We start from the raw sequence: 13,185 nt of genomic DNA on the forward strand, positions 1-13,185 counted from the left end.
ATTCGCAAACGTGAAGCTTCGGGCGGGTGAGGCGCTCATGAATACTTGCTCGCCATTAAGTGATTGCCCTACGCTGCGCAGACGCTGTCAAGGTCGTATAAGTGTGCGGTCGACTGCGGTGGGGCTGGTCGAGTGTTCGGGGAGCGGTGGGTGACCAGATTCAGGGGCGGGTCTGGCGGTGCGTCCCGGCAACTTCCGGTGCGCCGTGAGAAGTGTGTCTATCGAGGAGCTTTCTGAGTGGCAGGTATGCCCCGCCTGAGTGTTGTCGTGCCCTTCCAGGACGTTGAGATATACCTCCAGGAATGTCTGGAATCGATAGCCCGGCAGACGTTCTCGGCACTCGAAGTGATCATGGTCGATGACGGCTCGACCGACTCCTCGACGGCCATAGCCGCCGACTTCGCCCGCCGCGACCCCAGGTTCAGACTCCTGCGCCAGGAGTCGATGGGTCCGGGGCATGCCCGCAATGTCGGCATTCGAGCCGCTCATCCGCAGGCCGAATTCCTCGCGTTCGTCGACGGCGACGACGTCATACCCGAGTACGCCTACGAGCTGCTCGTGCAGACCCTCGAAAGCTCCGGTTCCGATTTCGTGTCGGGCAACGTGCAGATGATGAACTCCACCAAGAGGTGGCAGTCCCCCCTGCACAAGGCGCCCATGCAGAAGAGCCGGCGCGGCACGCACATCACCAAGCTGCCGGACCTCATCTACGACCGCACCGTGTGGAACAAGGTGTTCCGCCGGTCCTTCTGGGACTACCACTACATCGCGTTCCCCGAGGGCGTCATGTACGAGGACTCCTGGGTCAACATGTTCGCCCACTTCCGGGCCGCCAAGGTCGACATCCTCACGGACATCGTCTACTTCTGGCGTCGGCGCGAGGGCGGCGCGGCCCCCTCCATCACCCAGCGGCACACCGAGTTCAGCAACCTCCAGGACCGTGTCTCCGCGGTGCAGTCGGTCAGCCGCTTCCTCGCCGGCCACCGTGCGCGGTCCTATTCGGACCACAAGCGCAAGTACGACCTGGCCTGCCTGAAGTCGGACCTGATGCTGCACCTGAAGGTGCTGCCGGACGCCGACGAGGAGTACCAGGACGCCTTCATGCAGTGGGCGAACGAGTTCCTGGACGAGGCCGACGCCGACATCATCCAGGACCTCCCCGCCGACGCCCGGGTGAAGTGGCTCCTGGTGCGCGAGGGGCGCCTGAAGGAACTGCTCGACGTCGTCGAGTTCGAGCGCAAGGGCGGGCCCCTGCCCGTTCAGCGACGCTTCCACCGCTACCTCAACTACCCCTACCTCGGCGACCGTTCGATCGGCCTCGACAAGAGCGCCTACCGGCTCGACAAGGAACTCTCGCTCCACGGCTCGCTGATCCGGGCGGCCTGGGACGACAACGACCACCTGACCCTGGAGGGGTCCGCGTACGTCCGCTTCATCAACGTGCACAAGCGGCACATGTCGATGAAGGCGATCGCGCTGCGCAACAAGAAGCAGGGCCGCGTGGTCGTCGCCAAGGCGAAGACCACCTACTACCCGCAGGCCACCGAGTACTCGAACCAGAACCGCTATTGCTACGACTGGTCCGGCTTCCAGGTCAGCTTCGACACCAGCCGCCTCAAGCGCAAGGGCGAGTGGGTCGAGGGGACCTGGGACGTCGCCGCGGGCGTCCTGAGCCGCGGCCTGTTCCGCTACAAGGGCATAGCCCGGGGCGGCGCCGGCAGCGCCGCCAACCCGCCCTACCGGTACGTGGACAAGAACGTCCGCGTGGTGCCCCTGTTCCTCCAGGGCAAGCTCAAGCTCCGCGTCGAGACGGTCCGTTGCCGCATCACCCGGCACCGCATCGTCGGTGACCACATCGAGCTCGGCGGTGTCTACCTCGGTCCCAAGCTCCCCGAGTGGGCCAAGTTCCGGGTGACCAGCATGAGCGGCGCCGGCCGCCACGACTCGTGGGTCAACTTCACGCCGGGCGGCGAGGGTTGGTACCTCTTCGTCACCCGCATCCCGGTCAAGGCGCTCGTCCCCGGACACCGCACCCATTCCTCGGACGGCATCCCGGAGACCTGGAACACCGGTGCCAACGGCTGGAAGACCACCTTCCACGTCGAGGGACGCAAGGCGGCCATCTACCCCGTCATGGCGGAGGACGCCACCGACGGCCACTACCGGATGCCGGCCGGGCTGCAGACCGACGGCGGGGACCGCGAGGTCTTCGTGCACCGCAACGGCTCCGGCTACGTGGTGCTGTTCGAACGGGACACCCTGCCGCTGGCCAAGTCCGCCACCTGGCGCGAGGACGGCTCGCTGGAGGTCGTCGTCGGCTACGCCGCGCAGGACATGCTCGACGCGTCCGAGTACGCCATGGCGCACGTCGTCGTGCGCTCCCGTGCGCACGGCGCGGAACGCGTCGCCCCGATCACCTGGTACGGCGACGAGTTCCGCTTCGTCGTCACCCCCGCCGCGATGCGCACGCTGGCCGGCGACATCCCGCTGGCCTCCGGCCGCTGGGACTTCTTCCTGCGCCGCCAGGACCCCTCCGCGGTCACCCCGGAGAACCGCTCCGGCGACCTCATGATCAAGATGACGCAGGATCTGATCCCCACCCTGCCCCAGGACATGGCGAGCAACGAGCGCCGCTACGAGCTCCAGTCGGAGGCCTACGACCGGCTCTCGCTGCTGGTCCACTCGGCGATGCCGGACGAGGCCCGCGGCCCCTACCGGCAGAAGCTGATGCGCACCAAGACGTATCCGGCGGCCCGCCGCAAGCCTGTGATGCAGGCCGTGCTCTTCGACGCCTTCAAGGGGACCCAGTACTCCGACAGCCCGCGCGCGCTGCACGAGGAGATGGTCCGCCGGGGCCTGGACCTCGAACACCTGTGGGTGGTGCGCGACGACCAGGTGGACGTTCCCCCCTCCGCACGGCCCGTGCGCATGTGGTCCCCCGACTGGTACGAGGCCATGGCCCGGGCGAAGTACGTCGTGGCCAACAACCACCTGCCGGACTGGTTCGAGAAGCGCGAGGGACAGGTCGTCGTACAGACCTGGCACGGCACCCCGCTCAAGCGCATCGGACACGACATCGAAGCCGTGCACTTCGCGGACAAGCGGTACCTGGAGCGCGTGGAGAAGGAGGTGCAGAACTGGGACATGCTGGTGTCCCCGAACAGCTTCAGCACCCCGATCCTCAAGCGGGCTTTCCAGTTCCCCGGCGAGATGGTCGAGAGCGGCTATCCGCGCAACGACGTCCTGCGCCGCGCGGACTCCGGGCAGCGGGCGGCCGAAGTGCGCCGCCGCATCGGCCTGCCGCCCGGCAAGAAGGCCATCATGTACGCGCCGACCTGGCGCGACGACCAGTTCTACGCACCCGGAAAGTACAAGCTCGACTTCCGCATCGACCTCGACGAGGCCAAGGCGCAGCTGGGCCACGACCACGTCCTGCTCGTACGGCGCCACCCCAACGTGGTGGACCCCGTACCGGGCGCCGGCGACGGCTTCGTCTTCGACGTGTCCGACTACCCGGACATGGCGGACCTCTCGCTCATCGCGGACGTGATGATCACGGACTACTCCTCCCTGATGTTCGACTTCGTCAACACCGGGCGGCCGATCCTCTTCTTCACCTACGACCTGGACCACTACCGCGACACCCTGCGCGGCTTCTACTTCGACTTCGAGCAGTCCGCCCCCGGCCCGCTCGTGTACTCCTCCCCGGAGCTGATCGGGGCGATCCGCAACATCGACCGCATCCAGCACGGTTACGCCGCCCGCTACCGCTGGTTCCAGCAGGAGTTCTGCGACCTCGACGACGGCTACGCCTCTGCCCGGCTCACCGACCGCATCCTGATCGCCGGCGGGGACCTCGACCCCGCCCGGGCCCAGGCCCCCGCCGTCGGAGCCGTCCGCGGCCGCGAGGCGGGTCCGGCGGGTCCGCGGGGCGGGGCGGGGCAGACGGGTCAGGCAGGTCAGGCAGGTCCCTGGAACGGAGGCACCCTCGGTCAGGTGCCGCGCCAGCCGGCGAGAAGAATGGATTCCGAGCATGTCTAAGACAGCCCAGAGCACGCGCCGCGTCTTCACCGGCGTGGACTCCTCCGGGGCGGTGCCCATCGAGTACCGGTTCTCCCACGCGCGCAACGGCAACCGCCATCTGGTCGTCGTCTTCGCGAACCGTTACGCGACCAACGAGTACGGCTGGGCCAACGGCAAGCTCGACCTGCTCCGCTCCAACATCCTGTGGGTCCGCGACCTGTTCGACGGCGCGAACACCTACTACCTGTGCAAGGGGATGGACTTCTCCCTGGAGCAGTCCGTCGCCGGGCTCATCTCGCGCGTCATGGGCGCCCTGTCGCTCTCGCCGGACCAAGTGACCATGTTCGGCAGCTCCAAGGGCGGCAGCGCGGCCCTGTTCTTCGGCCTCAAGTACGGCTTCAGGAACATCGTGGCCAGCGTGCCCCAGTTCCAGATCGGCACCCGCGTCAAGGAGGGCAACCCCGAGGCGGTCCGGGTGATGATGGGCGAGGCGACGGACCACAACGTACGGGTCCTCGACTCCGTCCTCCCCGACCTGGTGCACAGCGGAGCGAACCGCTCCGCCAACATCTACCTGGTCACCTCGCCCCAGGACGAGCAGTACACGAGCCAGGTGGAGCCGTTCGTCAGGCTGTTCCAGGCACACGAGAACTTCAACTTCGTCTACAACGACTCTCCCCTCATCACCGACCACGGGAAAGTCACACTGCGCAACCTCCCCACCCTGATAGGGCTGTTGAACCTCCTCGTCGAGGGCATCGCCCCCCGGTTCGGCATGGTCCGCAACGGCTACGAGGAGCCCAAGCGCGACACGTCGGCCATCGACGCGTTCCTGACCCAGACCTCCCTGGTGCAGAAGGACGAGTCCTTCCCCCGGCCGGTGGTGCTCACCCCGACGACGGAGGAGCGGGTCCCCGCGAACCTGGTCCGTTTCAGCGGCACCGCCGTGGGCGCCGTCCGCGTCAGCTTCTGGCAGGACGGCAAGCACAAGGGCTCCGCGCCCGTTGCCGCGGACGGCACCTGGGTCTGGGAACGCAGCAGCCCCTGGCCCAAGGGGAGGCACGTCGTCAGGCTGTTCGCCGCCGACGCGAACAACTACCAGACCGAGCGCACCGAAGCGGTCTTCACGGCCGTCGAGAACGCGTCCGCGGCCCTGCCCGAGTACGACCCCGCGCCCGCGCCGATGCCCGGGCCGGCGCAGCGCCTCGTCCTGTCGGTGACCGCCCCGGCGGCCCACCAGCAGCTGCCGGGCCCCGCCGTCGGCTTCGCGGGCTACGCGCCGGGCGCCGTCCGCGTGGACTTCCAGGAGGGCGGAGCGGCCCTGGGGACGTGCGAGGTACGGGCCGACGGCAGTTGGGTGTGGGAGCCCGGCTGGGCCTGGAACCAGGGCGACCACTTCGTCGAGGCCATCGCGGTGGACGCCGTCGGCAACGCCTCCCCGTGGACGGCCGTCCCCTTCACCTTGATCATGAACTCCTACCCCGTGCCCGCGCAGGGGGCCTTCTTCAACCCACGGTACTGATCGTGGCCGGGTCCTCGGGACGGGTCACCCGCATCACCAGCGGCCGGTGGTCGGAGGCCTTGGTGTCCACCACCTCGCAGGCGGTGCGGGGGAGCTGGGTGAACAGGTAGTCGATCTTCGTGCCGTCCTTGAGGGTGGCGCGCCCCTTCTTCGAGCCCCCCTTCTGGTCGCACTCGCGGTACGTGGTGTACGCCTCCGAGGGCCAGATCCAGGCGGAGGTGTTCCGGTCGCTCACCGGCGGCGGGGTGTTGAAGTCGCCGCCGAAGACCGTGGCGGCGTCCGTCGACGCGGCGGCGACCAGCGAGCTCAGCTGGTCGTCGCGGAAGTCCCAGTCCGGGTGGTCGGCGTCGCTCTCCCGCAGCGAGAGGTGCGCGTTGCACACCCGCAGGCGCTGGGCCGGGACCCGCGCGCACAGGATCCCGCGGTGCAGTCCCACCGTCGGCTGCTCGCTCGGTATCGCCTCCACGTCGGCGAGCGGGGAGCCGGCCAGCAGACCGTAGCCCGCCTGGCCCCGGCCCTGCCCGGTGCAGCCGACGGGCTTGCGACCGCCCGCCGAGTCGACCTCGGCGTACGGTTCGAAGGCCGAGTGCCACTGCGGGCCGAGGCTGCGGGCGAAGGATTGCAGGTCCTCGGAGCACACCTCCTGCAACAGCAGGACCTGGACGCCGGAATCACCGATCAGGTCGCGCAGCTGCTGGAGCTTCTCCTTCGGGCCGCCGGTCTTCTCGCAGCCCCACTGCCGCACCCCGCACATGTTCCAGGTGGCCACGGAGACCTCGTCGGCCTTGCCGGCACCCGCACCTGAGCCCGTGGCCGACTCCGGTGTCTGCGCCGACGTGCACGCCACCGCGGTCAACAGGCTCAGGGTCGCCGCCGTGCGGCCGAACCGGCGGCGGAGCGACCGTCGTCGCGACCACCGCCCGGTCTCCGTGTGTCTCTGCATTCGGACATCATTGGGTATGAGCCGGTCAGAGCGTGCATCGGGCCCGGCACGACCCCTTCCGCATCGCGCCGCACGCCGTGCGGTGCACGTCGCAAGACCAGGCCAAACGCGCGTGACGCGGAGCGATCGGCTGGCGTAAGTTCCTTGCTGGCCCGCCGGTCCGGCGCGTCACTCCGTGTTCTGTTCCCCCGGGGGTTCTTCAGCATGTCCGCAGTTCCGGTCGGCCCGCCGACGCCTTCCCCGTACGCGGCCCCCGATGTGCAGGGCGTACGGCTGCGCCCGCCCGTGGGCCTGGCCATCGCGCTGACCGTGCTGTTCGCCCTGGTCATCGGGTTCGACGTCTTCGCCGGGCACGCCGACTGGAACACCCGCGCGCTCATGGAAAGGCTGCTGGCGGAATCCGCCGCGGTCAGCGACGCCGAGCTGGACCACGGCTACCGTCTTGCGGGCAGGGCAGGCATGTTCCAGGGCCAAATCGCCATCGTGACCGGCATCGTCTTCATCATCTGGTTCCATCGGGTCCGCACGAACGCCGAGGTCCTCGCTCCGGGCGCGGACAAGCTCCCGCGGGGCTGGGCCATCGGCGCCTGGTTCATACCGTTCGCGAACCTCGTGCTGCCGTACCGGATCGCCGTCACCACCTGGACGTCGAGCACGCCCTTCGGCGCTGACGGACAGCGCCCGTGGTTCCGGTTGACACTGGTCAACCTCTGGTGGGGCACCTTCGTGCTCGCCAAGGTCCTGGGCTGGTACGGAGGCCGCTCCTACGCCAGCGCCGAGACCATCGAGGCCACGCGCAGCGCCGCCACGACGATGCTGGCCGGCGACGTCCTCGACATCGTGGCCGCCGTCCTCGCCGTGCTCTTCGTCCGCAGGCTGACGGCCATGCAGCACGCCAGGGCCGCGCAGGGCCCGGTCGTCGCAGCGGTGTAGCGGCGCGTGGCCACGGCCCGGCCCCCACCGCTCCGGCGTGGTCGGGGCCGACCGGAGGCCGTCACCGGCGAGCACCGCCGGCAGCAGCGGACCACGGCGACCTCCTGGCCCGGCACGAAACGACCAGCCGGGCCCTCACGGCCGCCGAGGCGACGACCCTCGGGCCCGCAGGCGGAACGGGCCGCGGCCGAAGCCGAGCTGGCGGACCACCGCATGGTCCGCCAGGACCCGGAGCTCGCCCCCACCGCAGGCCCTCGACGGGCCTCGGCCTAGGGTGGGGTGGTGACGAACGCGAGTACGAGACCGAGCGGTGACCGGGTGCTGTACGGGTGCATGGGCCTGGGCGGGAGCTGGGACCCCGAACCGTACGGGCCCGCGGACATCGACGCCGCCGAGGCGGCCGTCGGCGCAGCCCTCGACAGCGGGATCACCACCTTCGACCACGCCGACATCTACCGGCACGGGAAGGCCGAGGCCGTCTTCGGCGAGGTGCTCGCGCGCACACCGGGGCTGCGCGAGCGCATCACCCTCCAGACCAAGTGCGGGATCCGGCTGGGCGACGAGGACCGCCCGGGGACGTACGACCTGCGCGGGGAGAGCATCACGCGGCGCGTCGAGGAGAGCCTGACCCGGCTGCGGACCGATGTGATCGACGTCCTCCTGCTGCACCGCCCCGATCCGCTGGCGGACGTGGACTCGATCGCCGCCGCGCTGACCTCCCTGCACCGCCAGGGCCTCGTACGGGGCTTCGGCGTGTCCAACATGGGTGCCGCGCAGATCGCCCACCTCCAGGCCCGGCTCGACGTGCCGTTGGTGGCGAACCAGCTGGAGATGAGCCTGCACAGCCGTGCCTGGGTCGAGGCCGGAGTCCTGCTCAACACACCGGAATCCGCGCAGAACGGGTTCCCGTTCGGCACGCTGGAGCACTGCCACGACCACGGCATCCGCCTCCAGGCCTGGGGCGCTCTGGCGCAGGGCCGCTTCACCGGACGCGAGGAGACGCCCGCCGAGCAGGCCACCGCGCAGCTGCTGGCCGAGCTGGCCCGGCAGAAGGACACCACGCCCGAGTCGGTCCTGCTGTGGTGGCTGATGCGGCACCCCGCCGCCATCGCGCCGGTCATCGGCAGCGCGCGCCCCGAGCGGATCCGTGCCTGCCGCGACGCGGCGCTACGGGAACCCGAGCTCACGCACGAGGAGTGGTACGAGCTCTGGATCACGGCCCGGGGCGTGCCGCTCCCCTGAGCCGCCGGGGCGCGGGAGCGGGGGGTTAGCCCCAGCGGCAGCCGACCGGGAAGCCGGATGGGACCCCGAGGCGAGATCAACAAGGCTTGGGGCATGACGACTTACCCGCACAAGGCCCTGCTCCTCGCCCTCGCCACGGCCACCGTGGCGGCCTCTCTGACCGCGACCGCCGCCCCGGCCGTGGCCCGGCCCGCCCCCGCCGCCCCGCAGCTCGACTGGCACCGCTGCACCCATCCGGACGCGCCCGCCGCCCAGGAGTGCGCAGAGCTGCCCGTCCCGCTCGACTACGACGATCCCGACGGCCGGCAGCTCACCCTCGCCGTCTCCAGGATCCGCAGCGACCGTCCCGGGACCCGGCGCGGCACGCTGGTCGTGATACCCGGCGGACCGGGCGGGTCCGGTGTGCAGCGCCTGACGCAGAAGGGCGACGCCCTGCGGCGGGAGCTCGCCGGGGCCTACGACCTCGTCGCCTTCGATCCGCGCGGAGTGGGCGCCAGCACCACCGCGAGCTGCGACCTCGCCCCCGAGGACCGGTACTTGACCAGCCTGCGCTCCTGGCCGGGCCCGAACGGCGAGATCACCGAGAACATCGCCCGGTCCCGGCGCATCGCCGAGGCCTGCGCCCGCAGCGGTGGCCCCGAGCTGCGCAGTTTCACCACGGCCAACCAGGTCCGCGACATGGACCGCTTCCGCGAGGCGCTCGGCGAGCAGAAGCTCTCCGCCTGGGGCACCTCGTACGGGACCTACGTGGGCGCCGTGTACGCGCAGAAGTACCCCCGGCGCACCGACCGCTGGGTCCTCGACAGCAGCGGCGACCCCGACCCGAAGCGGGTCGCCCGCGGCTGGCTGGCGAACATGTCGCAGGGCGCGGCGGACCGCCTCCCCGACTTCGCGGCCTGGGCCACCCACCCCGACCGGGACCGGGACGGCCTGCGACTGGCCGCGGCGGCGCAGGAGGTGGAGCCGCTCGTCGTCTCGCTCGCGGCCCGGCTGGACCGCGAACCGAGAACGACGACGACCCCGGGAGTGCCGCTGACCGGCAACGGCCTGCGTCAGGCCCTGCAGAACGCGCTCTACGCCGACGCCGCCTTCGCCCCCTTCGCCCGACTCGTGCAGGCGGCGCAGGACCCGGCGGCGACCCCGGTGCTCCCCAAGGAGCTCGCCGCGCCCATTCGGAACGAGGACGCCGCGCTCATGGTCAGCGTCATCTGCAACGACGTGGCGTGGCCGGACGCGTCCGCGGCCTCGTACCGGCGGGCGGTCGACGCGGACCGCGCCCGGTACCCGCTCACGGCCGGCATGCCGGTGAACGTACTGCCCTGTGCCTTCTGGCAGACCCCCGTGCAGAAGCCGACCCGGATCACCGACGACGGCCCGTCCAACATCCTCATGCTCCAGAGCCGCCGGGATCCGGCCACCCCGCTCTCCGGGGGCCTGAAGATGCGCGAGGCGCTGGGCGACCGGGCCCGGCTGGTGACCGTCGAGCAGGGCGGCCACGGGCTGTACCTCGGCAACGGCAACGCGTGCGGCGACCGCGCCGTCACCGAGTTCCTCACGAGCGGCCGCCGTCCGGCCCGGGACACGGACTGCGCGAACTGAGCCGGCCCCCGCCCGTACCGCTACCGCCTCCCGCGCGCGGGCGCAAGCGGGGAGCGCCACGATGGAGGAAGGAGCCGTACCCCGCACAGCTGTGGAGAACGCCATGGGCACGCACAAGGTGGGACCCGACACCACCGTCCTCGCGGACTGCCTGGAGGTTCCGGGCATCGGATTCCTCCCGATCAACGCCTTCGTCCTGCACGCCGAGCAGCCGGTGGTCGTCGACACCGGCCTCGGCCTGCCCGACCGGGACTTCCTCGACTCGCTCGGCTCGGTGGTCGATCCCGCCGACGTGCGGTGGATCTGGCTGACCCACCCGGACCGCGACCACACGGGCGGCCTCTTCGCACTGCTCGAAGCCGCACCCGGAGCGCGGCTGGTGACGACGTTCCTGGGCGCCGGGATCATGTCCACGGAGCGGCCCCTGCCCATGGACCGGGTGTACTTCCTCAATCCGGGCCAGAGCCTGGACGTGGGCGACCGGACACTGCACGCCTTCCGGCCCCCGCTGTTCGACAACCCGGCCACCGTCGGCTTCTACGACGACCGTTCGCGGACCTGTTTCAGTTCCGACTGCTTCGGCGGACCCATGCCCAGCGCGGACATCGCCACGAGCACCGACGTCGGCCAGGTGCCGGCCGAGGACCTCAGGGCCGCCCAGCGGTTGTGGGCGAGCGTGGACAGCCCCTGGGTGCAGATGGTGGACCCGGACCGGTTCCTGACCACGGTGGACCCGCTGCGTTCGATGGACCCGCAGACCATCTTGTGCACGCACCTGCCGCCCGCGGTGGGCCTGACCACGCAGTTCATCGACACCATCGCCGCGGTCCCGGGTCTCGATCCCTTCACGGGGCCGGACCAGGCGGCGCTGGAACAGATGCTCGCGGGATTCGAGCCCGGAGGCCCTGCATGACCTTGGATTCGTAGGTGTATCGGCGAGTGCGCCCTATTTGCGAAGAACCTCCCGGCGCGGTGCCGGGCGGCGCCCCGTCACCGCTCCGTCACCGCCCCGCTCCCGCGCAACCCGTACGACGTCATCCGCCGCGCCGGGGTGACGGGCGGGCCCGGCCGCCCCGCCCCGCTCCGAGGGCGAACTCCGGTCCGCCGTAAGGGTCCTCGCCGACCGGGGCGGCCGCCCGTGGATGCCCCTGCTTCCCGTCCTGCCGCACTTTCCGTGCGGCCATGGCCCCAGATATCCATCCGTACTTGTGGGTACTGCGGCCGAATGGCGCCGGATTTGATAGTTCTGGACTGGTCCGGTGTGAGAAAGCTGCGGGAAGGACACGGCATGTTCGATCTACTGCGCCCGGAGACCGTCATGTGCCCCTTCTGCAAGGCCACCGCCGCCGACGGAGTGGTGCGGACCCTGCGGACCGGAGCGGGGTCACTGTCGGTGACCTGGCACGTCCTCAACTGCCCGCACTACGCGGCCGACCGGATCCTCGCCGAGAACGAGGGCTGACCGGAGCCGTCCCGGAGCCGTCCCCGGAGCCGTCCCGGACCGCTCCGGGGACGGCGACATGCGGGACCGGAGCCGTGCGGCGAGGATGAGGAGGGACCGGCGAGGAGGAACGGCGCATGACCAGTCCAGCTGAGCGGCTCCGGCGCGGACGGGCCGTCCGCAAGATCACCGGCCGTGCCGCGCACGGGCGGTGGACCGCCTCGCCGGACCGGCCCGACCCCGTCGGGGTACTCCAGCGGCAGGCCACCGACCGGGTGCCCGAACTGCTGCCGATCCGCTACGGCCGGATGGCCGCATCTCCCCTCGCCTTCCTGCGCGGCGCGGCCTCCGTCATGGCCGCCGACCTGGCCACCACACCGCAGACCGGCCTGACCGTCCAGCTGTGCGGGGACGCACACCTGCTGAACTTCGGGATGTTCGCCTCTCCGGAACGCGCCCTGCTCTTCGACCTCAACGACTTCGACGAGACCTTCCCGGGCCCCTTCGAATGGGACGTCAAACGGCTCGCCGCGAGCGTCGCGGTGGCCGCCCGCGACAACGGGCACGGCGACGACCGCGCCGCGCGAGCGGCCCTCGGCGTGGCCCGGGCCTACCGGGAGACGATCCGGGAGCTCGCCGGACACCGCGAGCTCGACGTCTGGTACCACCGGACCGACACCGCCGACCTGCTGCCCCTCATCCGCAAGCGCGAAGTGCGCGACCGGGTGGAGGCCAACCTGGCGCGCGCCCGCCGCCGCACCAGCCTGCGCGCCCTCGGCAAGCTCACCGAGGTGCGCGACGGACGCCGGCGGATCATCCACGACCCGCCGCTGCTGGAGCCCCTCGCCCGGGCGGACTCGCGGGAGGTCGACGAAATCTTCGACAAGTACCGCAGCACCCTCCCCGAGGAACGCCGCCTCCTGCTGGACCGCTTCCGGTTCGCCGACGTGGCGCGCAAGGTGGTCGGCGTCGGGAGCGTGGGGACCCGCTGCTTCATCGTGCTGCTCCTCGGACGCGACGCCGACGACCCGCTCTTCCTCCAGATCAAGGAAGCCGTGCCGTCCGTCCTGCAGGGCCACCTTCCGGACGACGAGCACGAGCACCAAGGGCACCGGGTGGTCGCGGGCCAGCGCCGCATGCAGGCCGCGGGCGACATCTTCCTCGGCTGGACGACCGGACCCGCCGGGCGCCACTTCTACGGCCGGCAGCTGCGCGACATGAAGGGGTCGGCCGATCTCGCCGGCATGCCCCCGGGCCTGCTCGCCCGGTACGCCGAGCTCTGCGCCAGGGCCCTGGCCCGCGCCCACGCCCGCACCGGCGACCGCATCGCCATCGCGGGCTACCTCGGCGGTGCCGACACCTTCGACCGCGCCGTGGCCGGCTTCGCGCTCCGCTACGCGGACCGCACCCGCGCCGATCACGCGCTGCTGACCGCCGCCGTCGCCGACGGGAGGATCACCGCGACCAGTGGCGTCTGAGCCG

9 protein-coding genes are annotated in these 13,185 nt (G+C 70.9%); 8 read left to right on the forward strand and 1 reads right to left on the reverse strand.

The window, feature by feature from the left end; translation table 11 throughout:
• Window positions 1-246 precede the first annotated feature (246 nt).
• Complete coding sequence (locus OG594_RS19450) at window positions 247-4,041, forward strand: bifunctional glycosyltransferase family 2 protein/CDP-glycerol:glycerophosphate glycerophosphotransferase (RefSeq protein WP_266603046.1); 3,795 nt, start codon at window positions 247-249, stop codon at window positions 4,039-4,041.
• Window positions 4,034-5,545 carry a hypothetical protein gene (locus tag OG594_RS19455; protein ID WP_266600598.1) on the forward strand — a complete coding sequence of 504 codons (1,512 nt, stop codon included), beginning with the start codon at window positions 4,034-4,036 and terminating at the stop codon, window positions 5,543-5,545. The genes OG594_RS19450 and OG594_RS19455 overlap by 8 nt, the downstream gene beginning before the upstream one ends.
• On the opposite strand, the gene OG594_RS19460 is transcribed toward OG594_RS19455, so the two are convergent.
• Window positions 5,529-6,488 (reverse strand): endonuclease/exonuclease/phosphatase family protein, encoded by a 960-nt coding sequence (locus tag OG594_RS19460; protein ID WP_266600600.1) that lies wholly within the window; start codon window positions 6,486-6,488, stop codon window positions 5,529-5,531. The genes OG594_RS19455 and OG594_RS19460 overlap by 17 nt on opposite strands.
• Before the next feature lie 204 nt (window positions 6,489-6,692).
• Between OG594_RS19460 and OG594_RS19465 the strand changes: the two genes are divergently transcribed.
• The 6 genes from OG594_RS19465 (at window position 6,693) to OG594_RS19490 (ending at window position 13,181) form a co-directional block, all read left to right on the forward strand.
• Window positions 6,693-7,421: a DUF4328 domain-containing protein gene (locus tag OG594_RS19465; RefSeq protein WP_266600602.1), complete on the forward strand. Its 729-nt coding sequence runs from the start codon at window positions 6,693-6,695 to the stop codon at window positions 7,419-7,421.
• Between the two features lie 282 nt (window positions 7,422-7,703).
• Window positions 7,704-8,663, forward strand: a complete 960-nt coding sequence (locus OG594_RS19470) for an aldo/keto reductase family oxidoreductase (protein ID WP_266600604.1) — start codon at window positions 7,704-7,706, stop codon at window positions 8,661-8,663.
• 93 nt (window positions 8,664-8,756) lie between these two features.
• Window positions 8,757-10,262 carry an alpha/beta hydrolase gene (locus OG594_RS19475; RefSeq protein ID WP_266600606.1) on the forward strand — a complete coding sequence of 502 codons (1,506 nt, stop codon included), beginning with the start codon at window positions 8,757-8,759 and terminating at the stop codon, window positions 10,260-10,262.
• Window positions 10,263-10,365: 103 nt separating this feature from the next.
• The gene (locus tag OG594_RS19480) at window positions 10,366-11,175 is read left to right on the forward strand and encodes an MBL fold metallo-hydrolase (RefSeq protein ID WP_266600608.1); all 810 of its coding nucleotides are present in this window, start codon (window positions 10,366-10,368) and stop codon (window positions 11,173-11,175) included.
• A 375-nt stretch (window positions 11,176-11,550) separates the two neighbouring features.
• Window positions 11,551-11,724 (forward strand): hypothetical protein, encoded by a 174-nt coding sequence (locus tag OG594_RS19485; RefSeq protein WP_266600610.1) that lies wholly within the window; start codon window positions 11,551-11,553, stop codon window positions 11,722-11,724.
• A gap of 116 nt (window positions 11,725-11,840) precedes the next feature.
• Window positions 11,841-13,181, forward strand: coding sequence for a DUF2252 domain-containing protein (locus OG594_RS19490; protein ID WP_266600612.1), 1,341 nt, complete (start codon window positions 11,841-11,843; stop codon window positions 13,179-13,181).
• Window positions 13,182-13,185 lie beyond the last annotated feature (4 nt).

The organism is Streptomyces sp. NBC_01214, assembly GCF_026340975.1.
Classification (GTDB): Bacteria; Actinomycetota; Actinomycetes; order Streptomycetales; family Streptomycetaceae; genus Streptomyces.